The sequence below is a fragment of the Cutibacterium sp. LaCa_89 genome (genome assembly GCF_058177555.1).
This window is the reverse complement of sequence record NZ_CP190889.1, coordinates 722337-737594: the sequence shown is the minus strand read 5'-3', so window position 1 is coordinate 737594 and position 15258 is coordinate 722337. Positions and strand designations below refer to the sequence as shown.

The 15258-nt window shown below is 64.3% G+C and carries 17 protein-coding genes, 1 other RNA gene and 1 riboswitch; of the genes, 6 read left to right on the top strand and 12 right to left on the bottom strand.

The window, feature by feature from the left end:
• Window positions 1–3 precede the first annotated feature (3 nt).
• The 7 genes from ACP8LP_RS03415 to ACP8LP_RS03385 form a co-directional block, all read right to left on the bottom strand.
• Complete coding sequence (locus ACP8LP_RS03415; protein WP_021105973.1) at window positions 4–636, bottom strand: (2Fe-2S) ferredoxin domain-containing protein; 633 nt, start codon at window positions 634–636, stop codon at window positions 4–6.
• The gene (locus ACP8LP_RS03410; RefSeq protein ID WP_016667231.1) at window positions 633–1427 is read right to left on the bottom strand and encodes an ABC transporter ATP-binding protein; all 795 of its coding nucleotides are present in this window, start codon (window positions 1425–1427) and stop codon (window positions 633–635) included. Before ACP8LP_RS03410 ends, ACP8LP_RS03415 begins: the two co-directional genes overlap by 4 nt.
• Window positions 1424–2458 (bottom strand): FecCD family ABC transporter permease, encoded by a 1035-nt coding sequence (locus ACP8LP_RS03405; protein WP_065674123.1) that lies wholly within the window; start codon window positions 2456–2458, stop codon window positions 1424–1426. Before ACP8LP_RS03405 ends, ACP8LP_RS03410 begins: the two co-directional genes overlap by 4 nt.
• Entirely contained in the window at window positions 2455–3468 is a 1014-nt protein-coding gene (locus tag ACP8LP_RS03400; protein WP_368275966.1) for an ABC transporter substrate-binding protein, read from the bottom strand. Before ACP8LP_RS03400 ends, ACP8LP_RS03405 begins: the two co-directional genes overlap by 4 nt.
• A gap of 41 nt (window positions 3469–3509) precedes the next feature.
• A riboswitch (cobalamin riboswitch) is annotated at window positions 3510–3695 on the bottom strand.
• A gap of 34 nt (window positions 3696–3729) precedes the next feature.
• The gene (locus tag ACP8LP_RS03395) at window positions 3730–3930 is read right to left on the bottom strand and encodes a hypothetical protein (protein ID WP_036975826.1); all 201 of its coding nucleotides are present in this window, start codon (window positions 3928–3930) and stop codon (window positions 3730–3732) included.
• 16 nt (window positions 3931–3946) lie between these two features.
• An RNA gene (rnpB, locus tag ACP8LP_RS03390) (RNase P RNA component class A) lies at window positions 3947–4328 on the bottom strand.
• A 60-nt stretch (window positions 4329–4388) separates the two neighbouring features.
• Window positions 4389–5126, bottom strand: a complete 738-nt coding sequence (locus tag ACP8LP_RS03385; protein ID WP_016667227.1) for a zinc ribbon domain-containing protein — start codon at window positions 5124–5126, stop codon at window positions 4389–4391.
• A 194-nt stretch (window positions 5127–5320) separates the two neighbouring features.
• Here ACP8LP_RS03385 and ACP8LP_RS03380 point away from each other — a divergent pair, with 194 nt between their 5' ends.
• The gene (locus ACP8LP_RS03380) at window positions 5321–5527 is read left to right on the top strand and encodes an ASCH domain-containing protein (protein WP_138237588.1); all 207 of its coding nucleotides are present in this window, start codon (window positions 5321–5323) and stop codon (window positions 5525–5527) included.
• 5 nt (window positions 5528–5532) lie between these two features.
• Window positions 5533–7029: an aminopeptidase P family protein gene (locus ACP8LP_RS03375; protein WP_016667225.1), complete on the top strand. Its 1497-nt coding sequence runs from the start codon at window positions 5533–5535 to the stop codon at window positions 7027–7029.
• Window positions 7030–7080: 51 nt separating this feature from the next.
• On the opposite strand, the gene ACP8LP_RS03370 is transcribed toward ACP8LP_RS03375, so the two are convergent.
• The gene (locus ACP8LP_RS03370) at window positions 7081–7953 is read right to left on the bottom strand and encodes a COX15/CtaA family protein (protein ID WP_016667224.1); all 873 of its coding nucleotides are present in this window, start codon (window positions 7951–7953) and stop codon (window positions 7081–7083) included.
• Window positions 7954–8062: 109 nt separating this feature from the next.
• On the bottom strand, window positions 8063–8569 hold the full coding sequence (locus ACP8LP_RS03365; protein WP_171023497.1) for a YflT domain-containing protein: 507 nt from the start codon (window positions 8567–8569) through the stop codon (window positions 8063–8065).
• A 107-nt stretch (window positions 8570–8676) separates the two neighbouring features.
• Here ACP8LP_RS03365 and ACP8LP_RS03360 point away from each other — a divergent pair, with 107 nt between their 5' ends.
• The 3 genes from ACP8LP_RS03360 to ACP8LP_RS03350 all read left to right on the top strand — a co-directional run bounded on the left by ACP8LP_RS03360 (window position 8677) and on the right by ACP8LP_RS03350 (window position 11676).
• A complete protein-coding gene (locus ACP8LP_RS03360; RefSeq protein ID WP_083940468.1) occupies window positions 8677–9942 on the top strand; it encodes a magnesium transporter MgtE N-terminal domain-containing protein in 1266 nt (421 codons plus the stop codon).
• Complete coding sequence (locus ACP8LP_RS03355) at window positions 9935–10459, top strand: DUF1003 domain-containing protein (protein WP_016667221.1); 525 nt, start codon at window positions 9935–9937, stop codon at window positions 10457–10459. The genes ACP8LP_RS03360 and ACP8LP_RS03355 overlap by 8 nt, the downstream gene beginning before the upstream one ends.
• A 62-nt stretch (window positions 10460–10521) precedes the next feature.
• Window positions 10522–11676 carry an Mrp/NBP35 family ATP-binding protein gene (locus tag ACP8LP_RS03350; protein ID WP_036975823.1) on the top strand — a complete coding sequence of 385 codons (1155 nt, stop codon included), beginning with the start codon at window positions 10522–10524 and terminating at the stop codon, window positions 11674–11676.
• Between the two features lie 77 nt (window positions 11677–11753).
• Here the strand turns inward: ACP8LP_RS03350 and ACP8LP_RS03345 are convergent, their stop codons facing one another.
• Together ACP8LP_RS03345 and dapA are read right to left on the bottom strand one after the other, a co-directional pair.
• A complete protein-coding gene (locus ACP8LP_RS03345) occupies window positions 11754–12167 on the bottom strand; it encodes a sec-independent translocase (RefSeq protein ID WP_016667219.1) in 414 nt (137 codons plus the stop codon).
• Between the two features lie 50 nt (window positions 12168–12217).
• Window positions 12218–13099 (bottom strand): 4-hydroxy-tetrahydrodipicolinate synthase, encoded by an 882-nt coding sequence (dapA, locus tag ACP8LP_RS03340; RefSeq protein ID WP_016667218.1) that lies wholly within the window; start codon window positions 13097–13099, stop codon window positions 12218–12220.
• A 69-nt stretch (window positions 13100–13168) separates the two neighbouring features.
• Here dapA and ACP8LP_RS03335 point away from each other — a divergent pair, with 69 nt between their 5' ends.
• The gene (locus ACP8LP_RS03335) at window positions 13169–13822 is read left to right on the top strand and encodes an O-methyltransferase (protein WP_016667217.1); all 654 of its coding nucleotides are present in this window, start codon (window positions 13169–13171) and stop codon (window positions 13820–13822) included.
• 76 nt (window positions 13823–13898) lie between these two features.
• On the opposite strand, the gene glgC is transcribed toward ACP8LP_RS03335, so the two are convergent.
• Window positions 13899–15125, bottom strand: coding sequence for a glucose-1-phosphate adenylyltransferase (gene glgC / locus ACP8LP_RS03330; RefSeq protein WP_016667216.1), 1227 nt, complete (start codon window positions 15123–15125; stop codon window positions 13899–13901).
• Window positions 15126–15258: the final 133 nt, after the last annotated feature.

The window sequence follows — 15258 nt, the reverse complement described above, 5'->3', positions numbered from 1 at the left end:
CCGTCACTGACGGGAAGGCCCGGTCAGTTCTGACACGATGCGGTCAAGGTTGTCCTCGGTCAACTGAATGCACTTGCCGTCCGGCCAGACCACGATGAGTGGGGCGTGGTTGCACGGATACATGCACCCCGTCACCGTGACGAGAACCTCTGTGTCCAAGGCGTGTGACTGGGCCAGCTTCGCCTGCAGGCGTGCATGCAGGTCGGCGGCGCCGACTGCGCTGCAGCGAGGTCCTCGACAGGTGAGCAGATGGTGTCGGAAGGAGGGGAATTCCCGCCAGGCAGGGTTGTGCAACGGCGCTTCGGCCCCGGTCACGGTTCGCCACTCGCCGGCAAACTCCTGGTCGGGACGTACAACCCCGACATGCACGACGACGGTGGGTCCGTTCTCATGGACACGGACCCACTGGCCGGCGACGCGACGAAGCCAGGACAGCGGCACCGGTCCGTCATCGCAACTCCATCCGACGAGCTCGACCCGGTCGTCGTCAGCGGCGTCGAGGACATCTACGAGCGCCGGTCCAGGACCCTGCAGACATGCGTTCCGGTCGGCATCCACGTGACGGGCCACTGCTTCTGCGCTGACCGCGTCAGAGGAATCCTCCCAGCGCAGCGAGACCGCGATGCGCGTCGTCATGGCTGCAATCCCCGCCAGGTGAATCCACGTCTGAAATCTGACCAAACCTCGCCGTCGACTCCGAAATGTTCACGGACGAGGTCAGGAGTCAGTACCTCGGAGGCCGACCCTGCTGCGACCATCCGGCCCGAGTCCAGCACGACGAGGTCATCCGCGTAGGCGGCGGCCAGGTCAAGATCATGGATGACGGTCACCGTTGTCAGACCAAGACCACGCACTCTCTCCAACAGGTCAATCTGGTGACGCAGGTCGAGATGATTCGTGGGTTCGTCCAGGAGCAGGATCTCAGGATCCTGGGCGAGAGCTCGGGCCAACTGAACACGCTGCCTCTCCCCTCCCGAGAGGGACGACCATGCCCGGTCAGCAAGATCAGCAACTCCGGTTGACGCCATCGCGTTCTCGACGGCATCTCCGTCACGCCCTCTTCGGCGACTGAGATTGCCGATCCCCCAGCCTCCCAGATGGGGAATGCGTCCGAGCTGGACGACGTCACGCACCGTCAGTTCCACGTGAGCCGAAGGACTCTGCTCGAGAAGGGCCATCACCCGGGAGCGCTCCTTGGCCCCGATCCCGGAGAGATCACGCTCCCCCAACCACACCCGCCCCGCGCTGGGCTTCCGCAACCCGGCCAGCAGGTGCAACAGGGTCGTCTTCCCGGATCCGTTCAGCCCGATGACCATCGTCATGACCTTTGGCCGAATCTCCACGTCGACCCCGGACAAGATCGTCGTCCCGTCGACCGTCCAACCAAGATCCTCAGCTCGCAACGTTGCTGCTGTCCCGGCACTCATGATCGAGACGCCTGTCGACGCAGCAGGACGACCAGCACCGGGGCTCCGACGGCCGCAGTGATGACCCCGACGGGAATCTCGGTGTCAGGGCGCAAGCACCTCGCTGCGGTGTCGGACCACACCATGAGCAGGGCCCCGACGAGGGCCGACACCGGTAGCAGCCGGGCGTGTCGCGGCCCGGTCCAGAACCTCACGATGTGTGGGACCGTCAGCCCGACGAATCCGATGGGGCCGACGAAGGCCACGCTGAGAGCGGTCAGCAGGGCGGTGCCAACCATGATCATCCAGCGCACGGTGTTGACCGGTACTCCCAGGGACATCGCGCTGACGTCACCGAAGGCGAAGGCGTCAAGGGTGTGGCACAATGCCATCCCGGCGATGAGGGCCGGAACGGTGGCGACGGCCAGGGTGATCGTCGATCCCCATCTCACACCGGTGAACGACCCGAGGGTCCACGACAGGGCTGATCGAGCTGCGTTCGACTCACCACACACCATGATCATCATGGACACCGCCGCGCCGCACAACTGTCCGACGGCCACCCCGGCCAGGATGGTCCGGCTGGCGGGTAACTCCCCGGACTTGCCAGTGGCCATGGCCAGCACCATGACCAGGGCCCCGACCGCCCCGCCGAAGGAGGCCAGTGTCATGAGGACGGACTGCCCCAGAGTGCTGGAGATTCCGATGATGAGGATGAAGACCGCACCCACCGAGGCCCCACTGGAGATGCCGAGCAGATAGGGATCGGCCAGGTCATTACCGGTCAGGGTCTGCAGTACCGCGCCGCACATCGCCAGCAAAGCGCCGACGGCCATCGATCCGATGACGCGCGGAGCCCGCAGCTGCCACACGATCTGATCATCGAGAACCGTGACGTCGGCGCCCTCGATGAGACGGAATCGCCGGGCCACCACCCTCGCGACATCATGGACAGGAACGTGTACCGCCCCGGTCCCGAGCACCACGAGGACACTGCCGACCAAGGCCATGGCGAGGATGCCGGTGATCAGCCAACTACGCTGACGACTCACTTGCCGGTGATCTTCGCCAGACCGTCATTGAGGGTCTTCGCACCGTCCACGAGTTCGGCACCAGGGGTGCTCTGGGAGAACGGCACGGTGACGAATTTGTTCTCCTTGACGGCCTTCATCTGGCTGAGGACGGGGTCCTTCCTCATATAGTCGATCTTCGACGTCGCCGTGGACCAACTGGCATCGGCGACCACGATGACCTCAGGGTTGGATGCGACAATCTTCTCCCAGGAGCCGTCTGCCCAACCGCCGTCGAGATGGGCAAAGAGGTTCTTGGCACCGACAGCGTCCATGAGGAGCTGGGGTCCGCCATGTCCGGCGCCAATGAACGGAGTCTTGTCTCCCGAGTCGAACCAGACGATCGACGTCCCGGTGCCGTGCTTGTTCCCGGTGACCTCCTTGAGGGCATCTCGCTGCTTGGAAATGGCCTTGTCAGCCGCATTCTTGACGCCGATGAGAGTCCCCACCTCGGTCATTTCCTTCCAGACGTTTTCCCAGGTGGTTTCGGCCGAGGGCGTGCCCTTGGGGCAACCGAAGGGGCTGATGTAGGTGGCAATTCCCTGTTTCTTCAGCTCATCACGCGTGCCGACGGCCTTGTCCGTAAAAGCGCTGGAATACGAGGACAGCGCCAGATCAGGCTTGGCGGCCAGGAAGGTCTCCTTGGACGGGTACTCCTTGGAGAGCACCTTGACCGAGTCATAGGCCTTCTTCCACTTCGCCGGGATCTCACTGTCAAGGTAGGCGGTGCCGACGAGTTTGGACTCCCCGCCGATGGCCAGCACGTCCTCAGTGGCTCCCTGATTGAGGGTCACTGCCCTCGTGGCGGGCTTGTCGAGGGTGACCTGCTGTCCGCAGTTGGTGATGGTGATCGGACCAGAAGCCGACGCTGAGACCGAGGAAGACGACGATGACGCGGAGTCCTTGGGGGCACCGGCACAGCCGGCGAGCAGGACGGCGGGAAGCACCGATGCCACGAGGACGCGGCGAAGGGATGACGGGATGACGGGCATGAGTAAGCCAGCTTTCTGTGTTCGGCGTGCGCGACCGGGTACCGACAGGACGGCGTCAGGTGGTCTTCGGGCTCGACCTCGTCTCCGTTCCCGGCTCCTTCCCAGTGCTCATGGCACCAGTGGCGTTCGCCGGGGCAGATCAGTCATACCGCTGCGCGTCAGCTCCGGCTTCTCACCGGATTCCAGCGCTGGTGGGGTCACCAGCAACCTGACGTGAGCATGTTAGCATCCGCTTCGTATGCCCTCCTCCAAGGAGTTACCTCACTTGAACAGGTCACCGAAACGCATCGTCGTCTTCCGGTAAACCTTGTTGTAGGCGGCTCGACGTGGATCTCGCAGCCAACCCATTCCCTTACGGCCATAACCGGGAATGAGGGTGCGCCTGACAGTCCTCGTGACTCGACCACGCGTCCTGGCCGAGATGGTTCTGGACAGGCTGGGAGTACGAATTCCGAACTTCATGGACCCGATGATAGAAGGGACGAGCCATCCTGTAAGCCGGGTTCTGTGGCCCCTCAGGGCCGGTGATCATCCATCTGTGAACGCCATTACTGGCATCCTCCAGCCTTCCGGCTGCGCAGCCTACCCGGACGCTCAGGCGAGCAGCCCTCGAACACGTCCGCGACCTCGTGGTCTTCTTGGCCTTGCTCCGAGTGGGGTTTGCCGTGCCGTCACCGTCACCGATGACGCGGTGGGCCCTTACCCCGCCGTTTCACCCTCACCGGCCCGAAAGCCGGCAGTTTGTTTTCTGTGGCACTGTCCCGCGGGTCACCCCGGGTGGGCGTTACCCACCACCCTGCTCTGTGGAGCCCGGACTTTCCTCGACAGCTCAAGACTGCCGCGATCACCCGGATGGCTCGTCCGACCGTCGATTCTACGGTCATTGCCGCATCGTCGCCACACGGGCAACGGCGCAATTCTCAGAGAGACTCCTCGGTGCGCACCAGAATCCGGTCGCACTCCTCGCAACGCACGACGTCGTCCTCGGCGGCTGCGACATAGGTGCGCAGGTCAGCCGGATTCGCAGCAATGCCACATCCCTCACACACCCCGTGGACGAGCTTGGCACACCCCATCCCGGTGCGCTCGCGCAGCATCTCGTAGAGCTTGAGGAGATCAACCGGGACACCACCCGCCTGGGTCTCGCGAGACCGGCACAACTCGACCAGCTCGTCGTCGATCCCCTTGAGACCGGCATCGCGAGACGCGAGGACGGTGCGGATGTGGCCATCCAGCTCGATACGACGACGATCCGCGTCGGAGTGAGCGGCTTCGGCGTCCTCGACGGCCTGCATGGCATCGAGCTCGGCGTCCTCCAGCAGGCTGATGCGTCGCCCGAGATGCTCGATCTCCTCGGTCAGACCCTTCAAGGCCTTGTGGTCGGTGACGGAACCGGAATCGACGGTCTTCTGATTGCGCTCCATGCGGGCACGGGCCGGCTCGAGGTCGCCCTCGATGCGCTCCTGTTCCATCTTGGCGTCCGACAGCGCGGTCGACTTGGCGACGACCTCCTCGGCAAGGGTCCTGCGCTGGACCGCGAGGTCCTTGAGCTCGGCCAGCTCGGGCAGGGTCTGACGACGGTGCTGGGCACGGGCGATCAGACGGTCAGTCCGTGCAAGATCGAGAAGCTTCCACTGATCCTGTGCCGCGGCTTTCACGCTGACCTCCTGCGTTTCTGGCCCCGTTGAGCAGGCCCTGTTGACATGTGGGGTTCAGCCTACCTCCCGTAGGTAGGGGGATGCGCGGGGACGGCACCCTGCCTGACGGCGAATTGGTTTCCCCGGTCCGATGCGGGACCGTCTCGTGGCGGCCATCCTTTCCGGTGGGATCACCACCTCATGTCTCAGGGGGAATGCGACCGCTTCGGGGGATGCCGTCCGTCGGCGACCGGCAGGTGGTTGTCGACTCTGACGGCAGACGGGTGTGCGTCATCGAACACACCGACATCGACCTCGTTCCCCTCAAGGACACCACTGACGAGCCAGTCGTCGTCTGCCAGTACTTCCATGTCATCGGCACCTACACTGGGAGTCACACCATCAACCAACGGAGGTCCTGACACATATGACCGAGACGAGGTCGTCAGATCTGAACGAACAGATGAAGCAGGCCGAGGAGCAGAAGGTCCCCAAGCGTCAGACCCCGTTCTCCAAGGCCTTCGTCGAGTTCATCCCCACGGACTGGGCCCCCTACCCCGACGAGCTTCCTGAGCCGCTGGGCTCCGTGCCCTCGGCGACTGCTCACCGTGACGCCCTGGCCGCCCGCTTCGACGGGGACCGACTCGTCATTCCGGCTGGGCATCTCATGCGCCGCAACAACGACTGCGACTACCCCTTCCGTCCCAATACCGCCTTCGCCTACTACTCGGGCCTAGGCACCGACCGAGAACCCAATGCGGTGCTCGTCGTCGACACCACCGCCGAGACCCGAGACGTGCTGTACTTCAAGCCGCGTGCCCCGCGCACGGACCGAGAGTTCTACGCCGACCCGACCTACGGCGAGATGTGGGTCGGCAAGCGTGAGTCCTTGGAGGAGATGTCGGCCATGACGGGGCTCACCTGCCGCGACATCTCTCAGCTCAACAGTGCCTTGGCAGCCGGCGACGTGACGGTTCGTGTCATCCGTGACGCCGATGAGAACGTCACCGCGACCGTCGACTCCCTACGCCCCGAGGGCTCCGAGGAGGCCGACGAGGAGCTCTACGAGTTTTCCTCAGCCGCGCGTTTCTGCAAGGACGACTGGGAGGTCGAGCAGCTGCGCGACGCCTGCCTCAAGTCCAAGGTCGGCTTCGAGTCCATGATCGCCGAGATCCCGGAGGCCGTGCGCAAGGGACGCGGTGAGCGCTGGATGGAGGGCACCTTCGGACGGGTCGCCCGTCACCTCGGTAATGAGGTCGGCTACGGCTCGATTTGTGCCGCCGGTGACCACGCCAACACCCTGCACTGGGTGCGCAACGACGGGGACCTGCGTCCCGGGGAGCTCATCCTCATCGATGCCGGTGTCGAGGTCGATTCCCTCTACACCGCCGACATCACGCGTACCCTGCCGATCTCGGGCACGTTCTCCCCGGCCCAACGTCGGGTCTACCAGGCCGTCCTGGAGGCCCAGGACGCCGCCGCTGCCGTCGCCAAGGTCGGACACGACCACGCGGAGATCCACCAGGCGGCCATCCGCGTCATCTGCGAGTACCTCCACGAGTGGGGCATCCTGCCAGTCAGCGTCGAGGAGTGCCTCTCCCCGGAGGGCGGCCAGCACCGTCGTTGGATGGTCCACGGCACCTCCCACCATCTCGGCATGGATGTCCACGACTGTAACCAGGCACGTCGTCAGGACTACTCCGGACCGCTCAAGAAGGGCATGTGCGTCTCCGACGAGCCGGGCATCTACTTCAAGGAGACAGACCTCTTGGTCCCCGAGGAGTTCCGTGGCATCGGTGTCCGCATCGAGGACGACCTGTACATCACTGACGGTGAACCCGAGTGGCTGTCCAAGGACTGCCCACGTCAGATCGACGAGGTCGAGGCCTGGATGGCCGACATCTGGGGACGCACCTCCCACTGATCATCAGCACCCGCTGGTCACAAGCACTGCCGATGCGCAGCGCCGGGGTTTTCAGCCCCTAGCGCTGCGCATCGTCGCCGTCATGGTGAGGCACAGGATGAGGACGGCCGGGATGGCGTGCAGGGTTCCCAGACCGTGGTTCGACCCATTGACGGCGATGAGGATCCCGGCGACGATCTCGATGACGATGAGCACGGCGCACAGGATGTCCCAACCATTGCGACGCCCCCAGCGAGCCAGCAGGAAGACGATGGCCAGGATCATCCCGATGCCCCCAATGGCCTGCTGAGCCACCCAACCGGCCAACGGTCCATCGCCGGCGCCGCGCACGAACATGGCCCAGCCCATGCAACGGGTGAGCGACCCGGGGCCAGCAACCTGGACGGCGAAGAAGTGACCGACGACGAGGAAGACCACGGCACCGACGCCGAGCTTGGTTCGCCCATTCCAGATCCACGGGGAGCGCGGCCTGCGGGAGACGAAGAAGGCCCGCCACATCGCACCCATCGAGATGATGGCGGCCAGCAGGTCGAAGGACGCCTCGACGGCGTTGATCCCCCACTTGATCGTCATCATGCCGAAGATCCCGGAGGTCAGTGCGCCCAGCAGGGCGACGATCGGCAGGGCGACGAGCAACCTGTCGACCCGCCGATACACGATTCCGACAATGACGCTCGCGACCGCGAAGATGCCGACCGAGGCCGAGATGACGCGGTGGATGAACTCCACCCATGGCTGGGTCGCATCCATCGGAGTCAGGCGTCCGACATAACAGCCGGGCCAGTTCGGGCAGGATGCCGACGCATCGGTGGCACACACCGTTGATCCCAGAGCCAGAGTGACAGTGATGACGACGGCGGTGATCCCGAAGAGGATCGTCACCCCTTTCGGCACGGCGTTTCTGGTGGCGACGGTGTTGGTCATGAAAATCCTCGCTGGTGGTGATTGCCGTCAGTCATGGACCTAGGCTCGAACGGCCACGATCCTGCCACCACCACCGCCCGGACTTGTCGGCGGGTCTACCCGGAGAGGATCAGCCCTGGAAAGCCTTGGCCCTCATGAAGGGCATCTCGGCAACCATCTCACGAGCCTTGGCAGCCACCTTGTGCTCGGCCAGCACCTCGTAATGGGTGGCGACAACCTGCTGGACAGAGTTGAAGTCGCGCTCCCCACCCGACATCGCATACGTGATGGCAGCCGTGATCATCCCGATGATGACGCCCACGAGAAGACCCGTCAGCAACACCACGAAAATGGCCTCGCCGGTGGTGAAGAACATCATCATGAGGCCGACCAGCAGGCCCATGCCAAGTCCGGAGACGGCCCCCTGGCCGAGCACCGAACCCCAGGTACGACGACCGGTGACTCGCTCCATCGTCTTAAGGTCAGTTCCGACGATGCACAAGTTCTCGACCGGGAACTCCTTGTCGGACAGCTCATCGACAATCTTCTGGGCCGTCTCGTAATCGTCGACCACAACGACCGACTGCGGGTATTCAAGAGTGAACATGGCACTTGCCCTGCCCGGCATCACACTCATCGTCACAACTACCTCCTTGATCTGGACCACAGTGTACGGACAGCCAGCGACAGTCCCCAGTCGTCAGGTCACGCATCGTTACTGGCCCTCCGGGTAGATTGTGCGAGGTGAACAGGTCCCAGTCGGTATTCATCTCCCGGATTCGTGGCCTTCCCGTCATGGATGCCAACGGCGATCAGGTCGGCAAGGTCAAGGACGTCGTCGTCCAGATGCGTACCCCTGGCCGCGCCCCGCTCGTGCGCGGCCTCGTCGTCGAGCTCTTCGCACGTCGGCGGATATTCGTGCCCATGGTCCGGGTGCACGCCATCGACGCGGTGCAGATCATGATCTCGGGAACCGTCAACACCCAGGTGTTCTCCCGCCGCGTCTCCGAGACCCTCGTCGTCGAGGACCTCTTCGACCGTACCTTCACCCGCGACGGCAAGCAGGTGTGGGTGATGGACGTCTCGATGGCCCCGGTGCGCAGCCGCGAGTGGGAGATCAACGAGGTGGCCCTGGCCGAGTCCGGACGGGGCCGATTCATCCGCAAGACCCCCAGCAACCCGACCATCGTCGACTGGCGCGAAGTACCCTCCCTGGTGCTGGCCTCCCGACAGTCCACCGAGCGCACCATCGCCGAGATGCACGAAATGAAACCGGCCGACATGGCCCGCGAGTTGCACGACATGAATCCCCATCGTCGCGCCGAGGTGGCCATGGCCCTTGACGACGACCAACTCGCCAACGCCATCGAGGAGCTGCCGAAGGGCGAGCAGGTCTCCCTCATCACCGTCCTCGATCCTGACCGCGCCGCCGACATCCTCGAGGAGATGGACCCCGACGACGCCGCGGACCTCATCAAGGAGTTGCCGGACACCACCGCCCATCAGTTGCTGGCCCGCATGGAGCCTGACGACGCCGCGGATGTCCGCTCCCTGATGGCCTATACCGAGTTCACTGCCGGCGCCATGATGACCCCGGAGCCCGTCATCGTCGCCCCCGATGCCACCGTCGCCGACGCGCTGGCCCTGGTCCGCAACGAGGACATCACCCCTGCCGAGGCCTCCATGGTCTTCGTGTGTCGTCCTCCCACCGAGACCCCGACCGGCCGATATCTGGGAGCGGTGCACGTCCAGCGTCTGCTGCGCGAACCGCCCTCGACGATGGTCTCGGCCATCATCGACACTGATCTCGAACCCATGCGCACGGACGCCCCGGTGGGTGCGGTGAGCCGCTATTTCGCCACCTACAACCTCGTCGTGGTCCCGGTCGTCAATGAGACGAACCAGCTCGTCGGGGCAGTGGCCGTTGACGACCTACTCGACCACCTGCTGCCCGCCGACTGGCGGGGCGACCAGATGGACGGCGAGCTTCTGGAGGTGAACCATGGCTGACGGCGATCAGAGGATCCACGACGCCGATCGCCTCGACATCCCGGGATCGCGCAAGGCCAGACGCCCCAAGGTGCAGCTGGACTCCGAAAAGTTCGGCCAGTTCGCCGAGGCCACCGCCAGGTTCATGGGAACCGCGAAATTCCTCGCGTACATGACGGTCGTCGTTCTCGCCTGGATCATCTGGAACCTCGTCGCGATCTACAAGCTGCGCTTCGACCCGTACCCGTTCATCCTGCTCAACCTGTTCTTCTCCACCCAGGCCTCCTACTCGGCTCCCCTCATCCTGCTGGCCCAGAACCGCCAGGAGGACCGTGACCGGGTGTCGATGGCCGAGGACCGCCGAGTGGCCGCCCAGTCCCGTGCTGACATGGAGTTCCTGGCCAGGGAGGTCGCCTCCATCCGGATGCAGATGGGTGAACTGGCGACCCGTGACTACCTGCGCTCCGAGCTGCGGGACGAATTGCGCTCCCTTCTGGAGGAGATTGAGGCCTCTCCGGCGCCCTCCGGATCGCGCTGATCGGAGTCGGTTCGCGATCGGCGAGTTGTCCGAGGGGCCCAACGGTGTGTAGACAAGTCAGCATGAGCACCGATAACCCGTTGGTCGAGGCCGTTGCCGAAGCTCTCACGCACGTCAATGACCCCGAGATCAAACGCCCCATCACCGATCTCAACATGGTTGATGAGATCACCGTTGATGATCAGGGACGCGCCTTCGTCCGCGTCCTGCTGACCGTGTCCGGATGCCCCCTCAAGACTGAGTTGCGCGAGCAGGTGACCGAGGCCGTCCGCGGTGTCGATGGGGTCACCAGCGTTTCCGTCGAGCTCGGCACCATGACTGACGAGCAGCGTGATGCCCTCAAGGTGCAGCTGCGCGGCGGCGTCCCCGAACGCGTCATCCCCTTCGCCCAGCCCGGAAATACCACCAAGGTCATCGCGGTGTCCTCCGGCAAGGGTGGCGTCGGCAAGTCCTCGGTGACCGTCAACCTGGCTCTGGCCCTGGCTCAGTTGGGTCGCGAGGTCGGCCTGCTGGACGCTGACATCTATGGCCACTCAGTACCTGACATGCTCGGCCTGGGTGACGCCCACCCCACTCCCCTCGATGACATGCTGTTGCCGGTCCCTGGTCTGGGAATCAAGTCGATCAGCATCGGCATGATGAAGCCCAACAAGTCCGACGTCATCGCCTGGCGCGGCCCGATCCTCGACCGTGCTCTCACCCAGCTGCTGGCTGACGTCCACTGGGGCGACCTCGACTACCTCCTCATCGACCTTCCGCCCGGCACCGGCGACATCGCCATGAGCCTGGGCCAGAAGCTGCCCAACGCCGAGGTCCTCGTCGTCACCACCCCGCAGCAGGCTGCCTCCGAGGTCGCCGAGCGTGCCGGAACGATGGCCGGGATCATGCAGCAGCGTGTCATGGGCGTCGTCGAGAACATGTCGTGGCTGGAGGTCACCGCCCCGAAGTCGGGCGAGACCTTCCGCGTCGACCTCTTCGGCACTGGCGGTGGCCAGAAGGCTGCTGATGCCCTGTCGGAGCGTCTGGGCACCGAGATCCCGCTGCTGGGCCAGATTCCGCTGGACGCCGATCTGCGCAGCGGCGGCGACGAGGGGGACCCCATCGTCCTCGCCCACCCGGAGTCCCCGGCTGCCAAGGCCATCCACGCACTGGCGAGCACCATCGACTCCCGCCCGCGCGGACTGGCCGGGATGAACCTGGGAGTCTCCCCAGTCTGATCAACCATTACGAAGAACTGGTCCCCGGTCAGTACTGACCGGGGACCAGTTCTTCTCTGGATCATCTGCGAGGCGAATCAGGTCGCCTCGGTGTCGAAGGGCACCGGCTGGCTGGAGTCGTGCACTGACTCCGGGCCCGATTCCGACGGCGCCTCCGGCAACCCTTCCGAGTTGCGGATGTCTGCCAGGCCCAGGTCGAGGTCGGATCGAACGTCGGACAGGTCAGACTTGATCTCGTCAATGTCATCCTGCAGACCATCGAGAACGTACTTCCGCACGAAGTTCTGCGGCTTGAGGTCCTGGTAGTCGAGATCAGCGAACTGCGGTCCCAGCTCGCTGCGGAGCTGATCCCTCGTGTTGTTCGCGATGTTCTTGAGGTAGTGATAGACGCGCGCCGCCTTGCGGGCCATCTCGGGCAACTTGTCAGGCCCAAACATGAGCACAGCAATGATGATGAGTACCGCGATTTCCGCTGGACCTGCTGTGGACATGCCCCATATGCTACCCCGGAATTCGGCCTCCCCATGTCACTGCAGGGTTATCACAGCTGAGTACGATCCAGTAGATCGAAGAAGGGCTCGGTGTGCTCGGGCGTCGGCATGGTCTGGGGAAGACGAACCCCGCCGACGTCAAATCCTTGGTGCGCCAGCCCGGCCTTGACCATGGCGACACCCTGGGCGGCAAAGACTCCGGTGAGAACCGGCAGGATTTCGCGGTAGATCGCCAGGGCCTCGTCAATCCGCCCTTCGACGTAAGCGTCGATGACCTCATGCATTCGCCTGCCGGTGAAGTGGGTCGACGTCCCGATGAGTCCGACCCCACCGACCGACAACAGGGCCGGTGTGATGGCGTCATCGCCGGAGTAATAGGCCAGGGTGGTGTTGGCCATCACCGTTGCCGACTCGACGACCTGCCCCTTGGCGTCCTTGACGGCCACGATGTTGGGATGGTCGGCCAGCTCGATGAGGGTCTTCGTCTCGATCGGGGTTCCGCTGCGACCGGGAATGTCGTAGAGCATGATCGGCAGATCGGTGGCGTCGGCGACGGTGGTGAAGTGCTCGATCAAGCCAGCTTGAGAGGGCTTGGAGTAGTACGGGGTGACGACCAACAGTCCGTCCGCGCCGGCATCGGCAGCCTGACGGGCCAGCTCAACGGTGTGGGCGGTGTCATTGGTCCCGACACCGGCAACGATCGCAGCGTCCGACCCGACGGCATCGACGGCGGCCCTGACCATGTCAACCTTCTCGGCATCAGTGGTCGTCGGGGACTCGCCGGTCGTGCCATTGACGACGATGCCGTCATTGCGCTGCTCATCGACGAGTCTGTGCGCCAATTCGCCGGCCCGACGCAGGTCGACCACCCCTTCGGACGCCATCGGAGTCACCATGGCCGTGAGCAAACGGCCGAAAACGGGAGCAGACATGCGAGACCTCCTTGTATACCTGGTGCCCATGGTAGCCACGAGATGCCCTCGGCGGGCTAGGCTGTCCGTGTGAGTCCAGCACAGCCCAGACATCAAGCCCCAGACGCCCGGTCATGGGAGTACGCCGACGGCTTCGTCGCCCCCTCGCCGGCCCTGCAGGAGGCCCGCGAGGCCGCACGTGCCGATCAGTGGGAGGTGCTCGGCAACGGCGCCACTGCCCTGCTGACCTTCCTGGCACGCACCATGCAGGCCAGCAACGTCGTCACCGTCGGTACTGACGCGGGCGTCTCCGCCCTAGCCCTGTTGGAGGGCATGACCGACAAAGGCGTGCTGACCAGCATCGATCCCGATGCCGAGCGTCAGGCTGCCGCCCGCAAGGTCCTCTCCCTGGCACGAATCCGCTCCAACCGGGTGCGCCTCATCACCGGCACCCCACTGGACGTGCTGCCCAAGCTGCGCGACGACGCCTACGACATGGTCCTCATCAACGGTGACCGGCTGGAGTACGTCGAGTACGTCTCCCAAGCACTGCGTCTGCTGCGTCGGGGCGGAGTCGTCATCGCCAATGCCGCACTGGCCAACAACCACGTCGCGGACCCTGACAACGAAGACGACGACACCCTCATCATCCGCGAGACCCTCGACTCGGTGCTGGAGACCGAGGAGTTCACCCCCGTCCTACTGCCGGTGGGCGACGGTCTGCTGCTGGCGACGAAGGGCTGATCCCGATCAGCCACGACGAAGCGGCTCCCCGATGATCCGGGGAGCCGCTTCGTCGTGCGTCCTGTGAATCGTCCGATCAGTAGGGGACGGTGATGCCCTTGCCGACCACCGTCACACCGCCTGGAGAGACGGTGAATCCGCGAGCGCGGTCGTGGTCGTGGTCGACGCCCACCTGGGCCCCGTCGGGAACGACGACGTTCTTGTCAAGGATGGCGCGGTGGACGGTGGCGTTGGACCCGATTGTCACGTTGTTCATGACGATCGACTCGTCGACACGAGCCCACCTCTCGATGCGGGCGCGCGGACCCAGCACCGTGCGGTAAATGTCAGTTCCGGAGATGATGCACCCGGCCGAGACCAGGGTGTCATCGCAGGAGCCACGCATCACGAACTTGGCGCCAGGAGCCTGTTCCTGCATGGTCCAGATGGGCCAGTCAGGGTTGTACAGGTTGAACTCCGGCTCGACCGACACCAGGTCCATGTGTGCGTCGTGGTAGGCATCGATGGTGCCCACGTCTCGCCAGTAATCAGCGTCCTTGTCGGTGTTGCCCGGAACCTCGTTGTCGCGGAAGTCGTAGACCTGGGCATCGGAGGCGTTGACGAACCTGGGGATGATGTCGCCGCCCATGTCATGGCGCGAATCGGCAGTGTGAGAGTCGTCGTGCAAGGCCTGTACCAGAGCCTCGCGGCTGAAGATGTAATTACCCATGGAGGCGAAGGACTCGTCCGGGGAATCCGGCAGGCCAGGCGGATCAGCGGGCTTCTCAAGGAACTCGGTGATCCTGTGGTTCTCGTCGGCATCGATGATTCCGAAGGCAGAGGCCTCCTTGCGAGGCACCCGGATCCCGGCGACGGTGCATCCCAGACCGGAATCGATGTGGTACTGCAGCATGGCGTCGACGTCCATCCGGTAGATGTTGTCGGCACCAAACACCACGACGTAATCGGGGTTCTGGTCGTTGATGAGGTTGAGGGACTGGTAGATGGCGTCGGCGCTACCCTGGTACCAACGGGGCCCGAGACGCTGCTGGGCCGGGACCGGGGTCACGTACGACCCCAGCATCGTCGACATCCTCCATGTGATGGAGATGTGACGGTCGAGGGAGTGCGACTTGTACTGGGTCAGCACCGCGATCTGGGTGAGGCCCGAGTTCGCCAAGTTCGACAGCACGAAGTCGATGAGCCGATAGGTACCGCCGAACGGAACGGCTGGTTTGGCACGGTCCATCGTGAGGGGCATGAGGCGTTTGCCCTCGCCGCCAGCGAGGACGATGGACAGAACCTTGGGACGCGTCTTTGCCATGGCCCTCAATCTACCGCCACCGAGCCCCTGAGGGGCGATGATTACGACCCCAAACGGGCACTGTCGTGGAGAGTTTCTGATTCGTTGACAACAAGGCCACCCTATTGACCTGTCGGCGCCGTCTTTGTGGGAC